20 protein-coding genes are annotated in these 23,091 nt (G+C 68.1%); 11 read left to right on the forward strand and 9 right to left on the reverse strand.

What is annotated here, in order from left to right:
* Positions 1-4 precede the first annotated feature (4 nt).
* Entirely contained in the window at positions 5-1,054 is a 1,050-nt protein-coding gene (locus MT490_RS00110) for a hypothetical protein (RefSeq protein ID WP_297383135.1), read from the reverse strand.
* Between the two features lie 129 nt (positions 1,055-1,183).
* Here MT490_RS00110 and recQ point away from each other — a divergent pair, with 129 nt between their 5' ends.
* From recQ to MT490_RS00140, 6 genes are read left to right on the forward strand one after another with little or no spacing between them, the layout of a single operon-like run.
* Positions 1,184-2,959 carry a DNA helicase RecQ gene (gene recQ, locus MT490_RS00115; RefSeq protein ID WP_297383137.1) on the forward strand — a complete coding sequence of 592 codons (1,776 nt, stop codon included), beginning with the start codon at positions 1,184-1,186 and terminating at the stop codon, positions 2,957-2,959.
* A complete protein-coding gene (locus tag MT490_RS00120) occupies positions 2,956-3,477 on the forward strand; it encodes a hypothetical protein (protein WP_297383139.1) in 522 nt (173 codons plus the stop codon). The genes recQ and MT490_RS00120 overlap by 4 nt, the downstream gene beginning before the upstream one ends.
* A gap of 38 nt (positions 3,478-3,515) precedes the next feature.
* On the forward strand, positions 3,516-3,947 hold the full coding sequence (locus MT490_RS00125) for a TIGR01244 family sulfur transferase (protein ID WP_297383140.1): 432 nt from the start codon (positions 3,516-3,518) through the stop codon (positions 3,945-3,947).
* Positions 3,944-4,333 (forward strand): hypothetical protein, encoded by a 390-nt coding sequence (locus MT490_RS00130; RefSeq protein ID WP_297383142.1) that lies wholly within the window; start codon positions 3,944-3,946, stop codon positions 4,331-4,333. The genes MT490_RS00125 and MT490_RS00130 overlap by 4 nt, the downstream gene beginning before the upstream one ends.
* 11 nt (positions 4,334-4,344) lie before the next feature.
* Entirely contained in the window at positions 4,345-5,307 is a 963-nt protein-coding gene (locus MT490_RS00135) for a sterol desaturase family protein (protein WP_297383143.1), read from the forward strand.
* Positions 5,241-6,821, forward strand: coding sequence for a GMC family oxidoreductase N-terminal domain-containing protein (locus MT490_RS00140; protein WP_297383145.1), 1,581 nt, complete (start codon positions 5,241-5,243; stop codon positions 6,819-6,821). Before MT490_RS00135 ends, MT490_RS00140 begins: the two co-directional genes overlap by 67 nt.
* 91 nt (positions 6,822-6,912) lie before the next feature.
* On the opposite strand, the gene MT490_RS00145 is transcribed toward MT490_RS00140, so the two are convergent.
* The 5 genes from MT490_RS00145 to MT490_RS00165 all read right to left on the reverse strand — a co-directional run bounded on the left by MT490_RS00145 (position 6,913) and on the right by MT490_RS00165 (position 10,986).
* Entirely contained in the window at positions 6,913-8,334 is a 1,422-nt protein-coding gene (locus tag MT490_RS00145) for an ammonium transporter (RefSeq protein ID WP_297383147.1), read from the reverse strand.
* A gap of 14 nt (positions 8,335-8,348) precedes the next feature.
* Positions 8,349-8,687 (reverse strand): P-II family nitrogen regulator, encoded by a 339-nt coding sequence (locus MT490_RS00150; RefSeq protein WP_056615927.1) that lies wholly within the window; start codon positions 8,685-8,687, stop codon positions 8,349-8,351.
* 166 nt (positions 8,688-8,853) lie between these two features.
* Positions 8,854-9,057, reverse strand: coding sequence for a DUF2007 domain-containing protein (locus tag MT490_RS00155; protein WP_297383149.1), 204 nt, complete (start codon positions 9,055-9,057; stop codon positions 8,854-8,856).
* Positions 9,057-9,995, reverse strand: a complete 939-nt coding sequence (locus MT490_RS00160) for a DUF5996 family protein (RefSeq protein ID WP_297383151.1) — start codon at positions 9,993-9,995, stop codon at positions 9,057-9,059. Before MT490_RS00160 ends, MT490_RS00155 begins: the two co-directional genes overlap by 1 nt.
* 79 nt (positions 9,996-10,074) lie before the next feature.
* Positions 10,075-10,986, reverse strand: coding sequence for a LysR substrate-binding domain-containing protein (locus MT490_RS00165; protein WP_297383153.1), 912 nt, complete (start codon positions 10,984-10,986; stop codon positions 10,075-10,077).
* A 102-nt stretch (positions 10,987-11,088) separates the two neighbouring features.
* On the opposite strand from MT490_RS00165, the gene MT490_RS00170 reads away from it, so the two are divergent.
* The 3 genes from MT490_RS00170 to MT490_RS00180 are packed head-to-tail and all read left to right on the forward strand — an operon-like array spanning position 11,089 to position 13,497.
* Positions 11,089-12,147, forward strand: coding sequence for a hypothetical protein (locus MT490_RS00170; RefSeq protein WP_297383155.1), 1,059 nt, complete (start codon positions 11,089-11,091; stop codon positions 12,145-12,147).
* Positions 12,144-13,031: a hypothetical protein gene (locus tag MT490_RS00175; RefSeq protein ID WP_297383157.1), complete on the forward strand. Its 888-nt coding sequence runs from the start codon at positions 12,144-12,146 to the stop codon at positions 13,029-13,031. The genes MT490_RS00170 and MT490_RS00175 overlap by 4 nt, the downstream gene beginning before the upstream one ends.
* 1 nt (position 13,032) lies before the next feature.
* The gene (locus MT490_RS00180; protein WP_297383159.1) at positions 13,033-13,497 is read left to right on the forward strand and encodes an anthrone oxygenase family protein; all 465 of its coding nucleotides are present in this window, start codon (positions 13,033-13,035) and stop codon (positions 13,495-13,497) included.
* Here the strand turns inward: MT490_RS00180 and MT490_RS00185 are convergent.
* From MT490_RS00185 to MT490_RS00195, 3 genes are all read right to left on the reverse strand, one after another.
* The gene (locus MT490_RS00185; RefSeq protein WP_297383161.1) at positions 13,472-13,930 is read right to left on the reverse strand and encodes a hypothetical protein; all 459 of its coding nucleotides are present in this window, start codon (positions 13,928-13,930) and stop codon (positions 13,472-13,474) included. The two genes, MT490_RS00180 and MT490_RS00185, sit on opposite strands and share 26 nt — an antisense overlap.
* A gap of 81 nt (positions 13,931-14,011) precedes the next feature.
* Positions 14,012-17,221, reverse strand: a complete 3,210-nt coding sequence (locus tag MT490_RS00190; RefSeq protein WP_297383163.1) for a glycoside hydrolase family 2 TIM barrel-domain containing protein — start codon at positions 17,219-17,221, stop codon at positions 14,012-14,014.
* Between the two features lie 57 nt (positions 17,222-17,278).
* Positions 17,279-20,095: a TonB-dependent receptor gene (locus MT490_RS00195; protein ID WP_297383165.1), complete on the reverse strand. Its 2,817-nt coding sequence runs from the start codon at positions 20,093-20,095 to the stop codon at positions 17,279-17,281.
* 219 nt (positions 20,096-20,314) lie between these two features.
* Between MT490_RS00195 and MT490_RS00200 the strand changes: the two genes are divergently transcribed.
* Both MT490_RS00200 and MT490_RS00205 read left to right on the forward strand, forming a co-directional pair.
* On the forward strand, positions 20,315-21,613 hold the full coding sequence (locus tag MT490_RS00200) for a glycoside hydrolase family 27 protein (RefSeq protein WP_297383654.1): 1,299 nt from the start codon (positions 20,315-20,317) through the stop codon (positions 21,611-21,613).
* Complete coding sequence (locus tag MT490_RS00205) at positions 21,610-23,076, forward strand: glycoside hydrolase (protein ID WP_297383168.1); 1,467 nt, start codon at positions 21,610-21,612, stop codon at positions 23,074-23,076. Before MT490_RS00200 ends, MT490_RS00205 begins: the two co-directional genes overlap by 4 nt.
* Positions 23,077-23,091: the final 15 nt, after the last annotated feature.

The following is a 23,091-nucleotide window of genomic DNA, read 5'->3' on the forward strand; positions in this document are numbered from 1 at the left end:
CGCTTCAGTCTGTCGGGCGCGGCGCCTCACGGCGCGCCATCCGCGCCTCGAGATCAGAGACCGAAATGCTGCCGCTCACGATCCACTGGCTGGTACGTTCGATCTTCGAATCCTGATCGAATACCCATTTCGCACCCATCAGCCCCGGTTCGAACGAGCTGGTGATCCCGATCGCCTGGCTTGGCCGCCCCTGGTCGATGATCACGAAGTCGTTCGTCAGGTGCTCGTTGAATGCCGGGTTGCCGTTCTCATCGGCAAAGAAGATCCGCGTGCGGATGAAGCCGTGGCCGGCATGCTCCTGGATGACGCGCAGATAATCGCCGGTGACCTGATCGATGCTGGAGAACACGAACACGCGAACGACCGTGGTGCCGCGAGCCTCGAAGGCGGCGCGATGCGCCCGGATCACCTGCCCGGCCCGTTCCCGACTGGCCCAAAAGTCCATATATCCTTCGTTCGAAGTGGCGAACACGCTGTGCAAGGCGTTGCCGTAGAAGTCACGAAGGATGCGCTCATAGTCGCCGGCATCGGTGACCAATATACCGTCGGCCCATCGCGCTGAGCTGCGCCGAAAATCGTCGAGCTTGTAAACGACTTCCGCGTGGAAGCTGCGATTGTCGAAATTCAGCGCATCGCGCACATCCTTGATCACCGCGGCGAGGCATTTGCGGGCCGGTTCATTGCCAATATTGATGTCGCTGCGGTCCGCCGAGTCCATGGCTTCCTGGAGCTCGTCGATCCGCTTCTCGTCCTCGGCGGCGCGCTTGCGCAGATCGACGATTTCGCTGCGCCGCGCTTTCTGTCCTTCGAGCAGGACGACAATCACCGCTACCATGAATGTCTCGAACAGCAAGCCGAACAGGCTATAGGTACGTAGGTTGGCGGCCTCCTTGTCAGCGACCATGACGAGCGTGGCGGTGCAGTATAAATAGGTGAACAATATCACCCCGAAGACGAGCAGATAGGCGGGCGTTTGTCTGAGCGAATCGGCAATCGCGCCGAAAAGCTTGATTTCGCCGCCTTTGTCGATCTTTTGCCCCGGTTGACGAGCCATTTGCACGCCCTCCCTTGATGTCCACCCTATCCATGATCGCAATTTTCTTCAACTACATACCAAGTGAGATTGGTCTCCCGACAGAGCCTTGGGGTTGCGACGAACCACCGATCCGCGGATAGCGAGCCGATGCCAGCCGACCCACTCGACATCCTCCACAAGACTTTCGGATTCGCCGATTTCCGCGGCGTCCAGCGCCAGGTGGTCGATCGCGTGCTCGGCGGGGCGAACACGCTCGCGGTGATGCCCACCGGCGCGGGCAAGTCGCTCTGCTACCAGGTGCCGAGCCTCACGCTCGACGGGACCTGCATCGTCGTCAGCCCGTTGATCGCCTTGATGCACGACCAGCTCCGCGCCGCCGAGGCCGTCGGCATCCGCGCCGCGACCCTGACTTCGGTCGACGAGAATCGCGAGGAGACGATCGCGCGCTTCCGCGCCGGCGATCTCGACTTGCTCTACGTCGCGCCCGAGCGCGCCTCGGGCGAGGGGTTCCGCAACCTGCTCGCGCAGACCAAGCTCAGCCTCTTCGCGATCGACGAGGCGCATTGCGTGTCCGAATGGGGGCACGACTTCCGCCCCGATTATCGCCTGCTCCGCCCGCTGCTCGATCGCTTTCCGCAGGTCCCGCGGCTGGCGCTCACCGCCACCGCCGACGCGCATACCCGCGCCGACATCCTCGAGCAGCTCGGCATCCCGCAGGACGGGCTGATCGTCGCCGGGTTCGACCGGCCCAATATCCGCTATACGATCGCCCCGCGCGAGAACACGACGCGCCAGATCGTCGACCTGATCGCCGAGCAGCCGGGGCCGGGGATCGTCTATGCCCAGACCCGCGCGGGCGTCGAGAAGCTGGCCGACAAGCTCGCCGAGACCGGGCGCAGCGTGCTGCCTTATCATGCCGGGCTCGATCCTGCGGTCCGTCGCCGCAACCAGGCGGCGTTCGTGGCGAGCGAGGACATGGTCGTCGTCGCCACGGTCGCGTTCGGCATGGGGATCGACAAGCCCGACGTCCGCTTCGTCGCGCATGCCGGGCTGCCCAAGTCGATCGAGGCCTATTATCAGGAAACCGGCCGCGCCGGCCGCGACGGCGATCCCGCGGTCGCGCATCTCTTCTGGGGCGCCGATGATTTCGCCAAGGCGCGCCAGCGGATCGGCGAGGTCGAGGCCGGGCGCCAGGCGGGCGAGCGCACGCGGCTGACCGCGCTCGGCGCATTGGTCGAGACCGCCGGGTGCCGCCGCCGCATCCTGCTCAGGCATTTCGGCGAGGACGCGCCCGAGCATTGCGGCAATTGCGACAATTGCCTCGCCCCACCCGCCGCGATCGACGCCACGGTGACCGCGCAGAAATTCCTCTCGGCGGTGTTCCGCACCGGCATGATGTTCGGGGTCGGCTATATCGAGAGCATATTGCTCGGCCAGTCGAGCGAGCGCAGCCTGATGAACGGGCACGAGCAGCTCTCGGTGTTCGGCATCGTCGACGGCGAGGAGGCGGCGTTGCTCAAGCCGGTGGCGCGCGCGCTGCTGCTGCGCGACGCACTGCGCACCAATGCGCATGGCGGGCTCGAGTTCGGGCCGGCCGCGCGGCCGATCCTGAAGGGCGAAGCCGATCTCAGGCTGGTGCTGCCGCCCAAGCGCGAGCGGCGTTCGAAGCGCGGGCGCGCGGGCGATGGCGGCGTCAATCCGATCGGCAATCCGCTGTTCGAGGCATTGCGCGCCAAGCGCCGCGAGATCGCGATGGAGGCGGGGCTGCCGCCTTATGTGATCTTCCACGATTCGGTGCTGCGCGACATGGCGACGGTCCGGCCCGGGACGCTCGACGAGCTCGGCCAGCTCTCGGGCGTTGGCGCGCGCAAGCTCGAGGCCTATGGTTCGGCGTTCCTGCAAATAATTCGCGAGGCGGCATGAAGACGATCCTGCTCATCGCCTCGCCGGCGCTACTCGCGCTGGGCTCGATTGCTGCCGATTCCGAAGGCGGTACGATCACCATACGGTATGGCGCAGGGGTCGGGCCGGTCACCGTCACAATCGACCCTAATGGCGAGATGGTGATCCAGAACCCGACGACGACGGCGGCCGACAAGATGGAGCGCATCACCTACCACGCCTCCTTCACCGAATATCGGCGCATCCGCGCGTTGCTAAAGCCGCTGCGCCGCTTTGCCGGCAAGACGCTTCCGTGCGACCCCGTTCACACGTCGGTGCTCAGTCCGGGTGGACCGGTATCCGTGACTGCGCTCGTCCGTTGGGAGCCCGAGGGCATAGAGGTGAAAGCACCGCTGGGATGCATGGCAGGGCCGGCGCAGGACGAGATCGAACTGATCCGCGCGGCAATCGACGCGACGCGCGGATGGATGATCGAGGAGGCCGCCGCGCCGCTCGACGCAGCCGCCAACGCGACGGCCAACGAAGTCCCCGCGGATTGAACGCGAAGTTTTGGAGAGACAGGAATGAGGCAGACCCAATGACGCTCCGGCGCATCGACGATACGATCAGCGTGGCGCCCCAGATCGCGCCCGAGCAAGTGGCGGATCTGGCCGCGGCGGGATTCCGGGGAATCGTCAACAACCGCCCCGAAGGCGAGGAGCTCGGCCAGCCGACCGGCGACGCAGTGCGCGCGGCTGCTGAGGCGGCGGGGCTCTCCTACGCGGCCATTCCCGTGACGCATGCCGGCTTCTCGGCGACGCAGGTCGAGGCGATGGCCAAGGCCCTCGAGGCCGCCGACGGCCCGGTGCTCGCTTATTGCCGCTCGGGGACGCGCTCGTGCAACCTCTGGGCGCTCGCCGAGGCGAGCCGCGGCGGCGATCCGGACGCGCTCACCGCCAAGGCGGCAGGCGCGGGCTATGACATTTCGGGCATCCGCCCGCTGCTCGACGCGCTTTCCGGCCGCGCATGAACTGGACGCAGCTCGGGGGTTCGCTGGCCGCGGTCCTTTTGCTGGCCTGGATCGCGCGGCTGCTCAAGCTCGGCGAGAGCCGCATCGCCGATGCCGAGACCGCCAGGCGGATGGCCGAGGAGGCGCTGAGCGGCTTCGTCGCGCGTGCCGCCCTGGTCGGCACCAACGGCGCGGCGGCATTGGTGCTCGGCAATGACGGGATCGCCCTGCTCAAGCGCCACGGCGCCAAGGTCGCGGTGCGCCGGCTCGGCCGCCCGCTCTGGCGCCGCCCCTCGCCCGAGGGCGTGACGATCGAGACCGGCGAGAAGATGTTCGGCGCCGTGCTGCTCTACGGCGTGCTGCCCGAAGATGTCGACAGGCTGGAAGCGCAACTGACATTGATGTAAGTCCATCGGCCATGAAGCTTGCCGATCCCGTGACGCTGGCTATCCCCGCCTTTGTGCTGCTGGTGCTGGCGGAGATGATCGTCGCGCGGATCAAGGACCGCAGCCGCTACGAGCCGCGCGATACGCTGACTTCGCTGGGCCTCGGGCTCGGCAGCACCATCGCGGGCGTGCTCTCGGGCGGGCTCGTCTTCGCCATGGCTCTATGGGTCTGGCAGTTCCGGCTCTTCGATATCTCCTGGGCCTGGTACTGGTTCGCTCTCGCTTTCGTGCTCGACGATCTCGCTTACTACGTCTTCCATCGCTCGGCGCACCGCGTGCGCTGGTTCTGGGCGAGCCATGTCATCCACCATTCGAGCCAGCATTATAACCTGTCGACCGCGCTGCGGCAGACCTGGACCGGCTTCTTCTGCCTGGCCTTCGCGTTCCGGCTGCCGCTCTGCCTGATCGGCTTCCCGCCGGCGATGGTCTTCTTCGTCGCGGGGCTCAACCTGATCTACCAGTTCTGGATCCACACCGAAGTGATCGGGCGGATGCCGCGCTGGTTCGAGGCGGTGATGAACACGCCGTCGCACCACCGCGTCCATCACGCGACCAATCCGCGCTATCTCGACCGCAACTATGCCGGAGCGTTCATCGTCTGGGATCGCATGTTCGGCACCTTCGAGCCCGAGCGCGACGATGACAGGCCGCGCTACGGCATCGTCAAGGATCTCGGCAGCTTCAACATCCTCTGGGCCGCCACGCACGAATGGGTGGGGATCGCCAAGGACGTCTGGCGCGCGCCGACATGGGCCGCGCGGCTCAATTACATGGTCCGGCCGCCCGGGTGGAGCCACGACGGCAGCCGCGATACTTCGGAAATCATAAAGGCGCGCTGGGAAGCAGCCCGCCAGGAGCGGGGGCAGGCGTGGAAGAAGCCGATATCGTCGTCATCGGGTGCGGATCGGGCGGGAGCGCCGTCGCAGGCCGCCTGAGCGAGGGCGGCCGGTACAAGGTCGCGGTGCTCGAGGCGGGCGGGCGCAACACCAGCCTCAAGACGATCATGCCCGGCATGATGCCGTTCCAGACCGACAGAACCAACTGGCGCTTCGAGACGGTGCCGCAGCCGGGGCTGAACGGCCGCCGCGGCTACCAGCCCCGCGGCAAGGGCCTGGGCGGATCGAGCGCGATCAACGCGATGCTCTACATACGCGGCCACCCCGAGGATTACGACGAGTGGCGCGACCTCGGCTGCCCGGGCTGGGGCTGGGACGACGTGCTGCCCTGGTTCCGGACAAGCGAGCACAATGTCCGCGGCGCCGACGCCTTCCATGGCGAGAACGGCCCGCTCTGGGTGAGCAACCAGGACCATGCCCATCCCGGCAGCCACGCCTTTGTCGAGGCGGCGTCGCAGCTGCAGATCCCGGTGAACCACGACTTCAACGGCGCGCGGCAGGACGGCGTCGGCCTCTATCAGGTGACCCAGAAGCACGGCGAGCGCTGGACCGCCGCGCGCGCCTATCTGCCGGCCAAGCGCGACAATCTCGAGATCGTCTGCGACGCGCTGGTCGAGCGTATCCTCTTCGCCGACGGCCGCGCCTGCGGAGTCGCCTATCGCCAGGGCGGACAGTCGCGCGAGATCCGGGCACGGCGCGCGGTCGTGCTGGCGGCGGGGGCGTTCCAGACGCCGCAGCTGCTGATGCTCTCGGGGATCGGGCCGGGCGCGCATCTCGCCGATATGGGGCTGGCGGTGCAGGTCGACCGCCCCGCGGTGGGCGCGGACCTGCAGGACCATATCGACTATGTCGCCGCCTTCGAGACCGAGGGGAGCTTCTTCCTTGGCCGCTCGGCCGCGGGCACGCTCAAGTCGCTGGGCGCGATGGTCCAGTGGCTGTTCACGCGCCGCGGGAGCATGACCTCGCCTTTTGCCGAGGCGGGCGCCTTCCTGCGCACCGAGCTCGCGGGCGCACGGCCCGACGTCCAGCTCCATTTCCTGATCGCGATCGTCGAGGATCACGGCCGCACCAAGGTGAAGGGGCACGGCTATAGCTGCCACGCCTGCGTGCTGCGGCCCGAGAGCCGCGGCACCGTCCGGCTCCAGTCGCCCGAGGCGAGCGCGGCTCCGCTGATCGACCCCGCCTTCCTGTCGGACCAGCGCGACATGGAAGTGCTCAAGGCCGGCGTCCGCGCGATGTACCGCATCCTCGGAACCCCGCCGCTCGCCGGTTACAAGGGCCGCGACCGCTATCCGGTCGACCTCGCCGACGACGCCGCGCTCGAGGCGCTGATCCGCGCGCGGGCGGACACGGTCTATCATCCCGTCGGCACCGCGCGGATGGGAATCGACGCGCAGGCGGTGGTCGATCCGCGGCTCAAGGTGCACGGCGTCGAGGGGCTCTACGTCGCCGACGCCTCGGTGATGCCGCGGCTGATCGGCGGCAACACCAACGCGCCGAGCATCATGATCGGCGAACGCTGCGCAGCCTTCGTCGCCGAGGACCTGCACTAAAAAAGAGGGCCGGCGGTTTCGAAACCACCGGCCCAGTCGTCCGCAGGAGGAACATGGTTGGGGCGCCGCCCGCGAGCGGCGCCCGATTTCGTCAATAGTTGTAGGCGCGTTCGCCATGCTCGTTGATGTCGAGGCCTTCGACCTCGACCTCGGCGCTCGGGCGCAGGCCGATCGTGTACTTGAGCGCGAGGAACAGCGCCGCGGACACGAGACCCGACCAGAAGAGCGTCACAGCGACCGCGATGATCTGCGTGACGAGCTGCGCACCCAGGTCATAGGCGCCGGCGACCGCGGGCATCACGGTATAGTTGATCCAGCCCTGGCCGCCGAGCGCCGGGTCCGCGACGATCGCGGTGCCGATCGCACCGACGATGCCGCCGATGCAGTGCACGCCGAACACGTCGAGCGAGTCGTCGTACTTCAGCTTGTTCTTCACCGTGGTGACGAAGAAGAAGCACACGCCCGAAGCGACCGCGCCGAGCACGATCGAGGTCATCGGATGCGCGAAGCCGGCGGCCGGAGTGATCGCCACCAGGCCGGCGACGACGCCGGATGCCGCGCCGAGCAGCGACGGCTTCTTGTGGATGATCTGCTCGATCAGCGCCCAGGCCGCGCCCGCCGCGGCGGTGGCGACCAGGGTGTTGATGAAGGCGAGGCCCGCGAGGCCGTTCGCCTCGAGGTTCGAGCCGGCGTTGAAGCCGAACCAGCCCACCCACAGCAGCGAGGCGCCGATCATCGTCATGACGAGGCTGTGCGGCGCCATCGGCTCGCTCTTGTAGCCGATGCGCTTGCCGATCACGAGGCAGCCGACCAGGCCGGCGATGCCCGCGTTGATGTGCACCACGGTGCCGCCCGCGAAGTCGAGCGCGCCCTTGCCCCACAGATAGCCCGCGTCGGTCGGGTTGGCCGGCAGGAAGTCCGGGCCCGCCCAATACCAGACCATGTGCGCGATCGGGAAATAGACGATCGTCAGCCAGGCGACGACGAAGAGGATCAGCGGAGTGAACTTCACGCGCTCGGCGAAGGCGCCGACGATCAGCGCCGGGGTGATCGCCGCGAAGGTCAGCTGGAACACCACGAAGACCAGTTCGGGCAGATAGACGCCGTTCGAGAAGGTCGCCGCGAAGGTGGAGACGTTGACGCCGCTCAGCAGCACCTTGGAGAAGCCGCCGACGAACGGCGCGGTCGCGCCCGAGCCCGCGGTGAAGGCCATCGAATAGCCCCAGCAGACCCAGACCAGCGATGCGACGCACACGATGGTGAGCACCTGCATCAGCACCGAGAGCATGTTCTTGGTGCGCACCAGGCCGCCATAGAAGAGCGCGAGCCCGGGCACCGACATCATCAGCACCAGGGCCGACGAGACGAGCATCCAGGCGACATCGCCCTTGTTCACCATCGACGCGTCGGGCGTCACCGTCGCGGCGGGCGCCGCGGCATCCTGCGCCCAGGCGGGCAGCGCCGCGAACAGAGCGAGACCCGCCCCTGCGGCCAATTTGGTAGCTAGCTTCATTGGGACCCCCTTCATCACAGCGCCGTCTCGTCGGTCTCGCCGGTGCGGATACGCACCGCCTGGCCGAGGTCGAGGACGAAAATCTTGCCGTCGCCGATCGCGCCGGTGCTGGCCGCGGCCTGGATCGCCTCGACGGCGCGGTCGACGATGTCGGCGCCGCAGGCGATCTCGAGCTTGATCTTGGGCACCATGTTGGTGCTGTACTCGGCGCCGCGATAGATCTCGGTCTGGCCCTTTTGCCGGCCGAACCCCTTTACCTCGGTGACGGTCATGCCGGTGACACCCACCTGGGTGAGCGCCTCGCGCACTTCGTCGAGCTTGAACGGTTTTATGATGGCGATGATGAGCTTCATGTCGCCCCCTCTTGGCAGTTAACCCGGAGGACATATCAGCAAAGGCCGTGCCAGACGGACAAGGGCCGTGCCAGCATGCCGAATCGCGCGATTCCGCGCGCCGGCCGGGCAATCAAATTTTACGAAGCGGTAACTTTTTGAGCAAAGACGAAAGCGTGCTTAAAAATCAGGCAGTCTCGTCAAGCAGGCTCCGCGCCGCGGCGAGATCCTCGTCGTCGACCATCACGCGCACCGGGATCAGCAGGTAGCTGCCGTCGGCGATGCTGGTGCCGGCATCGAAGACGAAGCTCATGATGCCTTCGCTCTCCAGCCGCGACTGGACGATGAAGGCCTCCTGCCGGTCGAAGCGGCCGAGTTCGACAAGTGCCATCAGACCTTCCTCGGCTTGCGCGTCTCGCCCAGCCCGCATTCGAGCGCGGCGCGGTCCCAATGGCCGAGCGTCGCGGCCGCGCCATAGGTCGACTGGAGGAAATCGAGCAAGATCGCCTCGGGATCGGTCGCGGCGCGGACGATCTCATAGTCGAGCACGAACTCGCCGAGCTCAGGCGTGTAATAGGCCGCCTCGGGGCGGATCGATGCCGCGGCGAAGCCCTCGGGCGCGGGATAGGCGTAGGAATAGAAGGCCGCGCGCGGCCAGGCGTCGCTGCCCGGCCAGAAGCCCGCGCTCGACACTTCGTGGCTATAGGCCTCGCGCGTCACGGCATCGGGAAGCCCGGGGACGCCGCCCGGATGCGGCGGCGCCGCGCGGCCCGAGAAGCGAGTCACCGCGAGGTCGAAGCTTCCCCAGAAGAAATGGACCGGGCTCGCCTTGCCGAGGAAGGCGGTGCGGAAATGCTTGAACACGCGATCCACGGCGAGCAGCGCCTGGTGGAAGCGCGTGACCGCCTCCCCGTCATAGGGCCGTTCGGCATGATCCTCGGGGAAGCGCACGGGATCGGGCATCTCGTTGGGCAGGGTCGCGATCGTCACCTCGATCCCGAGCGCCGCGAGCATCGCCATCAGGTCGCCGTAGAAGGCTGCGATCGTGCCGGCCTCGAGCGGCCGCGTGCGCGCGCCGCCCGCCGCGCAGGTCACGCGCAAGACATGGGCCTGGAGGTCCAGCTCGATCTCGAACGCCCCCGCCTCCGACGGGATCGACGAGGTGCCGAGCCCGCGCGGCGTGACGTAGAGCGGTACGTGCCAGCCATGGTTGAGCCAGGGCGTCAACGCCAGGCGGATCTTTCCGACGACCTGCGTCATCAGCTGGAGATGCACAGCGGTTTCGCGCCATTGCTGCCAGTCGAGGGCGGGCCATTCGCTTCGGGTCAAGGCATCGACTCCCGCATCTGCCCCCGCTCCCTTGTCGCACAGATGCCGCGTCCGGCACAGGCCGGAACCGCGCGGCCGCTCAGCAGAAGTACTTCGCCGCCTCGCGCGCGGCGGCGGCCTCGGCGCACAGCCAGTCGCGGAACAGGGCGATCTTGCGGCTGTGCTGGCGCGACACCGGATAGGTCAGCCAGAAGGACCGGCCGGCGGGCACCACCTTGTCGTGCGCGGGCACGAGCCGGCCCGCGAGGATCTCGGCGCGGAACAGGATCGGCGAGGCGATGACCACGCCGTGCCCGGCGAGCGCGGCGGCGACGTCGAGATGCTCGGCGGAAAAGCTGGTGCCGAAGCGCGCGGGCGGCGGGCCCTGTTCCCAGCCCAGCGCCCGGTACCAGAGCGTCCACCAGTCCGGGCGGCCGAGCAATGGGACGGCGAGTGGCGCGCGCGGATCGGCGATCCCCGCCGCCGCTTCCTTGAGCGCAGGAACACAGAGCGGCATGAAGACGCTCGGGAAGAGCTCGATCGTGCGCAGTCCGGGCCAGCGCCCGTCGCCATTGCGGATCGCGACGTCGAACCGGCCCGCGGTCAGGTCCTCCGCCGCCTCCGAGACGTCGAGCTCGACCTGGATATCGGGATGCGCCGCGCGGAACAGCCCGAGCCGCGGCGTCAGCCAGCTCGTCCCGAAGGTGGGCAGGGTCGTCAACGACAGCCGCGTCTCGTCCACCTCCGCCGCACGCGCGAAGCTGGCGCGCAGCCCGGCAAAGGCCTTGCCCGCCTCCTCGGCGATCAGCGCGCCCGCCTCGGTGAGCGTCACGCGGTGCGGATGGCGCAGGAACAGGGTGACGCCGATCTGCGCCTCGAGCTGGCGGACATGATAGCTCACCGATGCCGAGGAAGTGCCGAGCTCGCTTCCGGCGCGCGTGAAGCTCCCCAGCCGCGCCGCCGCCTCGAAGGCGCGGATCGCGGCGAGCGAAGGGAGCGGCCGATCGAGCATAAATATGACTTAGCCTCTCCCCGCAATCTTCGCATAGCCGGAATCGCGGCGGCATTGTCTTCTGCGGCGGCGAAACGGGCGGAGAGGAAGCCTATGCTAGCGGTGCACGGCGTCTTGCGGCGCAGGGAATTGCTCTTCGGTGCCGCGGCGGCTGGCGGCGCGCTGGCGATGCCCGCGCCGCTGCTCGCCAGCGAGATGCCGCACGCGCATGACTGGGACTGGCTGGTCGGCAATTGGGACGTCTGGCATCGCCGGCTCAAGGAGCGGCTGGCGGGCAGCAACGACTGGCAGGAGTTCACCGGCAAGAGCGCCTTGTGGCTCGCGCTGGGCGGTCTCGGCACGATCGACGACAATATCGTCGACATCCCCAGCGGCACCTATCGCGGCCTCACTGTCCGGGCGTTCGACCCCGCGCAGCGGAAATGGGCGATCTGGTGGGTCGACGGACGCAACCCCACGGTGATCGACGCGCCGGTGCGCGGCGGCTTTTCGGGCGACAAGGGCGTGTTCGAGGGGCCGGACCTGTTCAAGGGCCGGCCGGTCACCGCGCGCTTCCGCTGGCTCGATATCCACAGCGCCCGCCCGCATTGGGAGCAGGCGCTGTCGACCGACGGCGGCCGGAGCTGGGAGATCAACTGGGAGAATTTCTTCACCCGCACCGCGCCCGTGGCGACGCCGTTGTCGGCGGTGGCGGATCGCCGGCGCGATTTCGACTTCCTCCATGGCAGCTGGATGGTCCGGCATCGCCGGCTGAAGCAGCGGCTGGCCGGAAGCGACCAATGGGAGGAATTCGCAGGCACGCTGGTCAACCGGCCGGTGCTCGGCGGCCAGGGCAATATCGGCGACAATCTCTTCGCGCGCGCCGGCGGGGCGCATCGCGGGATCGGCCTGCGCACCTTCGATCCCGCGAGCGGCGAATGGCTGAGCTGGTGGCTCGACGGCCGCAGCCCCGCCGCCTTCGCGCCGCCGGTGCGCGGGCGCTTCGTGGACGGGATCGGGATCTTCCAAGGCGACGACACGCTCGACGGGCGTCCGGCCAAGACGCGGGTGCGCTGGTCCGGGATCACGGCGGACAGCGCACGCTGGGAGCAGGCCATGTCGGGCGATGGCGGCGCGACCTGGGAGACCAACTGGGTCAGCGATTTCCGGCGCAAGGCATGACCGTCACGCGCTTGCTGCTGGCGGCGTGCCTGTTGCCCGGGACTTCGGCGCCGGGGCAGCGCGTGGAGATCGCAGGCGACGCGGAATTGTTCGCGCCGGGCGTGGCCTCGACCGGCCATTCCGAGATCCGCCTCACGCTGAGCCCCGACGGCAGGACCGCCCTGTGGTTCAGCCGCGACCGGCCGGGCGGCGTGGGCGGCTACGACATCTGGATGTCGCGCCGTTCCGCCACCGGATGGCAGCCCGCCGCGCCGGTCGCCTTCAACAGCACGGGGCGCGACTTCGATCCCGCCTTCTCGGCGGACGGCCGGTTCGTCTATTTCTGCTCGGACCGGCCGGGCGGATCGGGCGGCGACGATATCTGGCGCGTGGCGGTGCGAGGCCAGGGCTTCGGCGCGCCGGTCAATCTCGGGCCGGCGGTCAACAGCGCCGGCAAGGAGTTCGCGCCGATGCTCTCGCCCGATGGAAGGACCTTGCTCTTCTCGAGCGACCGCCCGGGCGGCGCCGGCGGCCACGACCTGTTCACCGCGCACCGGTCCCGCGCCTCGTTCGCCGCCGCGCGGCGCCTGCCCGGCGCGCTCAACACCGCCGCCAACGAATTCGACGCGACCTTCCTCCGCGACGGCGCGACGATCGTCTTCGCCCACGCGATGGATTTCCGCCGCGACCGCGTCGACCTGTTCTTCGCCGCGCGCAGGGCAAAGGGTTATGACGTCGGCACCCTGCTCCCGCCCGCGGTCAACAACGCGCACGACAGCTACGGCGCGATGCTCGACTGGTCCGATCGCGACCGTCTGACCTTCGCTGGACAGCGCGACCCGCAAGGCGGCATGAACCTCTACCGCGTCCGCTATCGCATCACGACGGACCGGCATGGAGGGTGAGATGACGCTCCTTGTACCTGTGCTTTTATGGTTCTCCGCGATCGGCTGCGGGCTGATCGCCGGGCTCTATTTCGCCTTCTCGACCTTCATCCTGCAGGCATTCGACCGCCTCGGGCCCGAGCGCGCCGCCGAGGCGATGAACGCGATCAACGTCCGGATCCAGCGCTCGCTGTTCATGCCGCTCTTCCTCGGCACGACGCTGAGCGGCCTCGCGCTGGCGGTGATCGGGCTCGTGCACCTGCGCGACCCCGGCGGCGGCGCGATGCTGGCAGGCGGCGCGATCCATGTGCTCGGCATGTTCGTGGTGACGATGGTCTTCAACGTGCCCCTCAACAACGCGCTCGTGGCGAGGGGCACGGAAGCGTGGCCGCTTTATCTCCGGCGCTGGCTGCTGTGGAACCACATCCGCACGCTCGCCTCGACGATCGCGAGCGCGCTCTTCATCGTGGCGATCGCTGCCGGCTAGCGGCGATCCAGGCGATCGGGATGCCGACGAGCAGGACATGGATCGCGAGCGGCAGCAGCACCGACACGATTCCGCCGCCGGCGCCGCCCGCGCTCGGCCAGCGCAAGGGCAGCACCACCCAGTACATGACCAGATAGAGCAGAGCGCCATATGCCGCGCCGTAGAGCAGGCGCAGCGCGTGCAGCCGGGGCAGAAGCGGCGCCGCGATCACGAAAGCGGCCGCCATCGCCGCCATGATCGCGAAATGCACCGCGAGCCCCACGGCCGCGCCCAGCCAGCCCGCGGCCAGCGGCCACTCGCCGAACGGGCCCGAAGCGACTCCCTGCAGCATGCGCATCACCGACTTGCCGCGCACCAATGTGGTCACGATCGCCGATGCGATGTCGAGCGTCCCCGCAACCAAGGTCGCGGCCGCGATCAGCCTTGCGCGCATGTCCTTCCTCCCGCCGGTCGCGGCGAGTGTATCGGATGCATCGGATTCCGCCAGCCGCATGCGGCCGAGCGGAGCCAGGACTCATTGCGGCTCGGTCGCCCGCGCCGGCCTGGCCTTGTCGCTATGCGTGCCGCTGCCGGTGAAGGGCTCGAAACGGAACGCCACGCGGGTCGGCTCGAGCCTGGTGCGATAGCGCATCAGCGGCTGGCCGACATGGTTCCAGGCGGTGTCGCCGCCGACGCCCCATTGCGCGCCGTCGATCAGCAGGCTCGTCTCCCCGTGCGCGACGATGTCGGTCGACTTCCACGTGCCCGGTGGGCGGCGATAGAGGTCGGCATAAGGGAAAGCGAGCGCCTGCATCATCAGCGGCGTCGCGCCGGTGACGCGCAGGCCCTGGCCGCCGCCCGACAGCTCCATCCAGCGCACGTCCATCTTGTTGCCGGTGTCCTGCGGCCGCATGTAATCGTGGTTCTGCTCGGCGATCGCGCCGCGCCACAGGCCAATCGGCGCCGAGGTCTTGCGGTCGACATAGCTCTCGTGCGGCCCGCGGCCATACCATTGGACCGTCCCGATCGCGCTCGGCATCGTGTACCACAGGCCGACCCGCACCGGCGGCGGCAGGTCGTCCTTGAGCGGCGTGAGCGCGCCGTCCACCGCGACCGAGCCGTCGCCCGCCATACGATAGGTGGTGACGAAGCGCGCCGCGCCCGCCCCCAGCTCGTGATCGACCGTGACCACGGCCGCGTCGCCGTCGCGCCGCACGGCGATGGCGCGGACCTGCCGCGCCTCGGTCATCGCCTTCCAGGGCGTCTGCTGGCCGACGGTGCCGGTCAGCGTGTCGTTGTCGGTCTCGGCGCGGAAGAAATTGGGCGCGCCGCCCTTGGCGAGCAGCTTGCCGCCGGCCTCGTAGCGATCGACCAGCCCGGTCGCGCGATCGATCACCAGCGTCGCGCCGCCCGCCGACAGGCGGATCGCGTCGCGATCTTCGGCCAGCGCCACCTGGCCCGCGCGCGCGGGCTCGGGCGCGGCGCTCGATCCCAGCGCGAACTGCTCCCAGCCGACGACATAGGCGGCAGGAATCAGCGGCACCGCGCCCTGCTTGGCATGGGCGCGCACGGTGAGGAAATATTCGGCGCCGGGCTTGCGCGGGAATGCCGGCAGCGCGAGTGGCACCGTCGCGCTCGTCCCCGCGGCAGTGGCCAATGCGGGCAATCGGCCCCAGGCGACCGTGACGCCGTCCTCCTCGACCACCCAGTCGAAGTCGAAGCGCGACAGGTCGACGAAGTCGTGGCGGTTGCGCACGGTCAGCCGGCCGCTGGCCGGATCGAAGTCTTCGAACTGGATCGGCGCATAGACCTTCTGCACCTCGTAGAGATGCGGGTTGGGCGTGCGGTCAGGCTGGATGAGGCCGTCGCCGAACTCCACATCGCCGCCCGGATTGGGGCCATATTCGCCGCCGTCGCCCCAATAGCGCCGACCGTCCTTCGTATAGCGGTACATCGACTGGTCGACCCAGTCCCAGATGAAGCCGCCCTGCAATTTGTGCGGATGGGCGTAGATCGCGTCCCAATAGTCCTTCAGGTTCCCGCCCGAATTGCCCTGCATATGGGCATATTCGCACTGGATCATCGGCTGGGTCCGCGTCGGGTCGTTCGCCCAGTCGACCATCTTCTCGATATCGTCGTACATCGGCGCATAGATATCGACATAGGCGTTGGGCTGGTGCTCCCAGTCGAGCGTGCCCCAGCCGAGATAGGAGACGAGCCGGCGCGGGTCGCGCTTGCGGATCGCGGCGGCGGCCTTCTCGAAATTGGGGCCGATCCCCGCCTCGTTGCCGAGCGACCAGAAGATCACCGAGGGGTGGTTCTTGTCGCGCTCGACCATGTTCATGACGCGGCTGACATGCGCGTCCTCCCAGGCGGGATCGAAGCCGATCTGGAGCTTCTGGCGCAGCTCGGGATGCTTGTTCGCGTAATCCATGTACGCGTGGCTCTCGATGTTCGCCTCGTCCATGACGTAGAGGCCATATTCGTCGGCGAGCGCGTACCAGCGCGGGTCGTTGGGATAATGCGAGGTCCGGACCGCGTTGATGTTGTTCTTCTTCATCAGCTCGATGTCGCGGCGCATCGACGCCTCGGAGATGACGTGGAAGGTCTCGGGATCGTGCTCGTGGCGATTGACGCCGCGGATCGTGATCGGACGGCCGTTGACCGTCACCCGGCCGTCGCGGATCTCGACGGTGCGGAAGCCGATGCGCTGCGGCGTCGCCTGGACCACCTTGCCCTGGGCGTCGACCAGCTCGACGAGCAGGGTGTAGAGATTGGGCGTCTCGGCCGACCAGGGCCGGACGCCCGGCACCGCGGCCGACAGGGTCGCGCTGGTCGCCCCCTGTGCCACCCTGGCCTCGCGCACCAGCAGCGCGCGCTTGCCGTCGAGCAGGGTCATGCGCGCGGTCATCGGCCCGCCCGTGCCGGTCAGGCGCAGCTCGGTGTCGAGCGTGCCGTCGCGGAACGACGCGTCGAGCCCGGCCTTGACGAACAGGTCGTCGACCCGCGCCTTGGGCACCGCACGCATCCAGACCGAGCGCTCGATCCCCGAGACGCGCCAGAAATCCTGGTCCTCGAGATAGCTTCCGTCGGACCAGCGATGCACCTGGATGGCGACAATATTGCTTCCCGGCCGCACGAAGCGCGTGACGTCGAACTCGCTCGGCAGCTTCGAATCCTCGGAATAGCCGACTTCCTGCCCATTCACCCAGACGCGATAGGCCGATCCCGCCGCACCGATCTGGAGGATCACGTCCTGGCCGCTCCAGTCCGCCGGGATCGCGACCGTGCGGCGATAGGAGCCTACCTCGTTGCCCTTGCGGGGCACGAGCGGGCGGTTGGCGGGGAAGGGATAGGTGATGTTGTTGTACTTGGGCTGGCCGAAGCCCTTGGCCTGCCACATCGCGGGGACGGCGATGGTCTTCCACCCCGACACGTCGTGCTCGGGCCGCTCGAAGCCGGCGGGGGCCGCATCGGCATCGTCGGTGAAATGGAAGCGCCATTCGCCGTCGAGCGAAAGGAAGCGGCGCGACTTGGCGCGATTGCCGGCGAGCGCGAGCGCGCGGCTCTCATAGGGAAAATGCGTGGCGGTCGCGGGCAGCTTGCCGCGCGCATTGACCGCCGGATTCTCCCAATCGGGCCGGGCCGGGTCGACCTGTACCGGATCGACCCGCGGCGCGTTCTGCGCCACCGCCACACCCGCCAGGCCGATCAGCGCCGCCCCCGCCAGATATCCAAACCGCATTCCCCGCCCCCTTCACTTGCTTCGTCGCGCCGCTCGAACGGCTTCTGTGCACTCAGGTCAATAGGTCGCCCGCAACGATAGCCCGAAGCGGCGATCGTTGAGCTGATATTGCAGCGGCGCCGCCGGCGTGCCGATGTAGAGCACGTTCATCCGGTTGTTGATGTTCACCGCGTCGATCGACACCGCGAGATGCTTGTTGAGGTCGAAGCTCAGCGATGCGTCGAGCGAGGCATAGGGCTTGGCATATTGCGGAATGCCGTTCGCGCCGCTGCCGGTCGTCTGGTCGAGATAGCTCGAGCGCCAGCTCCACGCGACGCGCGCGGTGACCGGTCCCTTCTCGTACAGGCCGACGATATTGTAGCTGTGCTTCGACAGTTTCTCGAGCGGCACTTGCTGCGGGATGTTGGATCCCGGGGTCGAGAAGGGGTTGGAGACGCTGCTGTCGACATAGGTGTAGTTGGCTTGGACGCCGAGGCCGCTCAGAAGGCCTGGCAGGAAGTCGAAGAATTGCTGGTAGCCGATCTCAGCGCCCTTCACTTCGCCGTCGCCCGAGTTGACCACGGTGCTCACGTCATAGTCGATGCCGTTGAAGCTCCCGACCACCGTGCCGCCGGCAAGGAAACCCTTCACCTTCTTGTAGAAAAGGCCGGCCGTCAGCGATCCGGCGGGTGCGAAATACCATTCGGCGGTCAGATCGAAATTGTCCGATTCGATCGGGCGGAGGCGCGGATTGCCCGAGCTCGCGCTCGGCCGCCCGGTGACCGGATTGACCTGGTTGGGGTTGTTGAGCGTCAGATTGGTCGAGAGCTGGTCGAAATTGGGCCGCGCCAGGCCCTTCGAATAAGCGAAGCGCATCTGGAACTCGTCGCCGAAGCGGGCGCGGAGATTGAAGCTCGGGAGCGCCCGCGTGTAGCTGTTGTCGATCGCGATCGGGCTCGAGGTGCCGTCCGAGTTGAACTGGGTGCCGCGCGAGGTCGCCTTGGTCCGCACCAGGCGGACGCCCGCGCCGCCATCGACCCGGACGCTGCCGAGCTCGAAGGCATAATCGGCGATCCCCCAGGCGGTGAAGGTCTTCTCGGTCTGGGTGTTGAGATCGCCGGGGGTGAAGTCGTCCTTGGTCTGCGCGCCGAGCAGGGCATAGAGCGCCTTGGTCTGCGCCCAGACGCCGTCTCCGGCCGGGAAGGCGGGATAGAGCAGGCCGCCGACCACCGTGTTGCCGTCGAACCAGTTCTTCGACGGGCCCGGCATCGCGAGCTCGGGATTCTGCGACAGCGGGACGAGCGGCGTCCCCGAGGGCGCCGAGCAGTTCGGATCGGCACCGAGCGACGTCACGCAGACGCCGTGCCAGGTCCCGCGCAGATAGATGCTGCTGTCGGCATAGCGCAGGCCGCCGCGCAGCTTGGAGAGGAACGCCGAGTCGGTCTCATATTCGAGATTGTAGGCCAGGGCGTAGGTGTCGGCGTCGTTCCGCTGGAGCGAGTCCGCGATGTACGGCGTGGTGTAGTTGGCCGGATTGTTGAGCAAATTGGGATCACGCACGTCCCAGCGCGGATATTTGCCCGTCAGGTCGAAATCGACGATCGTGCTGTGCGGCGTGGTGAGCGCGTTCTGCCCCGACTGGGTGTAGAGCGACAGGACGTGGCCGTTGCGATCGGCATTGTAATAGGACGTCAGATACTGGGCGTCGAAATTCATCTTGATGCGATCGCTCGCCTGCCAGTCCAGGTTGAGCGTGAAATTGTTGCTCGCGCTCCACAGCTCCTGGTCGAAGCGGCCGGTCTCGAACGTCTGGTTGCGCAGCGAGCCCTTGGTCGCATAGCCCTCGTCGTTGAACTCGAAGGTCGCGCCCGGCAGCGGATCGGTGCCGTAGCTCGTCACGTTGCCGTTGGCGTCGCGGACGTTCGAGCGGTTGTTATAGTCGTAATAATAAGCGCCGGTGCGGTTGAACCAATATTTGGTGCCCTGATATTGCGCCGTCAGCAGCACGTCCTCGCTGGGCTTCCATTGCAGCGCGGCGGCGACGCCCAGGCGCTTGCGATCGCCGGTATCGTCGTAGATCTCGAAGCCGTAGGGCACCTGCGCGTTCGCAGGCGCCCCGGCGATCGAGCCGGCCGCGACCGTGTCGAACGGCCCCGCGAGCAGGCCGTCCTGGCGATACTGGCTCTTGCTGTAGACGGCGTTGAGCAGGAAGCCGATCTCGCCGATCCCGGTATCGAACCGGTTGCTGTAGAGCGCCGATACCGCGCCGCCGAACTTGTCTACCCGGTCGTAATAACTGCCGCGCACGGTGGCGCTGATCACCTGGCCCGGCGCATCGAACGGCCTGCGCGTGCGCAGGTTCACCGCGCCGCCGACGCCGCCCTCGATGATATTGGCGGGGGCGTTCTTGTAGACGTCGATGCCCGCGAGCAGCTCGGGCGGGACGCCTTCGAGATCGAAGGCACGGCCGCCCGACGCGGAATAGACCGCCCGGCCGTCGAGGAAGTTCTGCACCTGGGTGAGGCCGCGGACGGTGACCGCGGGCTGGGTGCGATGGTCGAAGTCGGTCGCGCCTTCGCCGTAGCGGCGCTGGATCTGCACGCCGGGGATGCGCTGCAGCGCCTCGGTGGTGTTGGCGTCAGGCAGCTTGCCGATATCCTGCGCCTGGACCGAATCGACGACCTGGTCGGAATCGCGCTTGATCGCCTGCGCCGAACGGATGCTCTCGCGCACGCCGGTGACGAGGATCTCGCCCTGGCTTTCGGCATCCTCCGTCTGCCCCGCGCCTTGCGTGGCGGCCGGCTGCGCGGCTTCCTGCGCCGCCGCCGTCGCGCCGAGTCCCATCGTCGCCACCGCGACGATCGAGCTGCCCACCAGGAACTTGAATGCCCGCATGCCCTTCCTCCTCCTCACGTCCGGCTTTATACCCGGATCGAAATAAATCTGATTATTATTACCGCGAATTCTGATTAATATGACAAGTGAGAAAACCACTAGTCGTTCCGGCAGTGCGACGAACCGAGTGCGGGAACGGGAGCGAGGAGAGCGAGAGTGACGGCACCGAAGGATCAGAGGGCGGCGGTCAGCCGGCGCGGGCTGCTGCAGGGCGGTGCGATGCTGGGGGCGCTTTCGGCCATGCCTGGAGCGGCCGAAGCCGCCGCCCCGGCCCCGCTGGCGCCCCGGCCGCCGATGGGCTGGAACAGCTGGAACAGCTTCGCCACCACCATCACCGAGGCGCAGGTGCGCGAGACCGCGCGGATCATGGCCGAAAAGCTGCTCCCGTCCGGCTACGACATCTTCACCGTCGACATCCAATGGTACGAGCCCGACGCGAAGAGCTACACCTACAATCCCAAGCCGGTGCCGGTGATGGACGGCCATGGCCGGCTGCTCCCCGCGCCCAACCGCTTCCCGTCGAGCGCCGGCGGCAAGGGCTTCGCCCCGCTCGCGGCCGAATTGCGCGCGATGGGTCTCAAGTTCGGCGTGCACCTGATGCGCGGCATCCCGCGCCTCGCGGTCGAGCGCGACTTGCCGGTGCTCGGCACCCGGACGACCGCGCGCCGGATCGCCGATACGAGCAGCATCTGCTCGTGGAACCCCGACATGTACGGCGTCGACATGCGCAAGCCCGGCGCCCAGGCATATTATGACAGCGTCTTCCGGCTCTTCGCCGAATGGGGCGTCGATTTCGTCAAGATGGACGATATGAGCCGCCCCTATGACGCGCATGCGGCCGAGATCGAGGCAGCTCACCTGGCGATCGCGCGCTGCGGACGGCCGATCCTGCTCAGCCTCTCCCCCGGCGAGACGCCGGTGGTACGCGCCGACCATGTCCGGCGCCACGCGCAGATGTGGCGGATCTCCGACGACTTCTGGGACGACTGGACGATGCTCGAGGCGCAGTTCACGCGGCTCGAGAATTGGAGCCCGCATATCGGCCGCGGCGGCTGGCCCGACGCCGACATGCTGCCGCTCGGCAAGCTGGCGCTGGGCGAGCGCGACACCAAATTCACCCCCGACGAGCAGCGCACGCTGATGACGCTCTGGTCGATCGCGCGCTCCCCGCTGATCATGGGCGGCGATTTGCGCCATCTCGACGCGGCGACGCTCGCCTTGCTGACCAACCGCGAAGTGCTCGCCGTCAACCAGGCGAGCAGCGCCAACCGGCCCTATTTCGTCGAGGACGGGTCGCGCATCTGGTCCGCGCGCGCACCCGACGGGGCGCACTATCTCGCTCTGTTCAACACCGGCAAGGACGCGCGGCGCGTCGGCATCGATATGGCGCAGCTGGGGATCGCGGCGGCTTCGAACGTCCGCGACCTCTGGGCCGGGCGCGACGAGGGGCCGGCGCGCGGGCGCATCGAGCGGATGCTGCCTGCCCATGGCGCGGGGCTGTACAAGGTGACCGCATGATCCGGCTGGCCTGCGCGCTGGCGCTGCTCGTTGCGGCGCCCGTGCAGGCGCAGCAGGCCCCGCCGGCCGCCGAGCGCCCGGTCTCGCTCACCCTGCGCCCGGCGATCGACCGGCCGGGCACCGAATTCGAGGGCTGGGGCACCGCGCTCGCCTGGTTCGCCAACGTCACCGGCGGCTGGCCCGAACCGGACCGCGCGCGGCTTGCCGACCTGTTCTACGGACCCGAGGGTCTCGGCTGGACGATCGCGCGCTACAATATCGGCGGCGGGAATGCCGCGGATACGCCACCCTATCTGCGCGCGGGCGGAGCCGTACCCGGCTTCTGGCGCCGACCGCCGGGCGCGCGCGGCACGGACTGGTGGCGCGCCGAGGACCCCGCGATGTGGGACTGGTCCGCCGACGCCAACCAGCGCTGGTGGCTCGACGCGATCCGCACGCGGGTGGAGCAGCCGATCTTCGAGGCGTTCTCCAATTCGCCGCCCTGGTTCATGACCGTGAGCGGCCGCGTATCGGGCGCGGCGAAGGGAACCGACGACAATCTGCGTCCCGGCCAGGAAGCCGCCTTCGCGACCTATCTGGCGCGGGTGGTGGAGGAACTCGAGCGGCGCCACCGCATCCGCTTCCGCACGCTCTCGCCCTTCAACGAGCCCAACACCGATTACTGGCATGCCGCGAACCGGCAGGAAGGCGCGCATTGGAGCCCGAAGCGCCAGGCGGCGATGATCGCGGCGACGGCACAGGCGCTGAAGGCACGCGGCCTGGCGACGATCATCGCCGCGCCCGACGAGACCAATTCGCATTTGTTCGTCGAGGATTGGGCCGCCTACCCGCCCGCGGCGCGCGCGCTGGTCGGCCAGCTCAACGTCCACAGCTACGACGTGGTCCACCAGACCGCGGTGCGCGACATCGCCCGCGCGGCGGGGATCCGCCTGTGGATGAGCGAGAACGACACGCCGCTCGCCAAGGACCCCGAGGATTTCGAGGGCATGGCCTCGGCGCTCGCCTTTGCAGAGCATGTCGTGCTCGATCTCAAGCGGCTCGAGCCCGCCGCCTGGATATTCTGGCAGGCCGTCGAGGAACTGAGCGCACGTGGGGGCAGGCCGGGATCGAACTGGGGCCTGGTGAAGGCCGATCTCGCCGCACCCGACAAGGGACCGCACCGGCTGCACGTCACGGCCAAGTACTGGGTGATGGCGCAGTTCAGCCGCTACATCCGCCCCGGCTACCGGCTGGTCCCGGTCGACGACATGGATACCGCCGGAGCGCTCTCGCCCGACGGCCGCACGCTCGTGCTGGTGCATGTGAATCCCGGCCTCCATCCGCGCCGATTGTCGGTCGAGCCGGGCAACGGATGGTCAGTGGAGGCGATCGTGACCGACGCCACCCGACGTACCCAGCGTCAGTCAGGACAGGTCGCGCCGCCGCGCTCGGTCACGACGCTGGTCCTTCGCCGTCTGGGGTGACCCGATAGCGGAATG

Origin of the sequence: Sphingomonas sp., assembly GCF_026460985.1 — a bacterium.
Taxonomy (GTDB): Bacteria; Pseudomonadota; Alphaproteobacteria; order Sphingomonadales; family Sphingomonadaceae; genus Sphingomonas.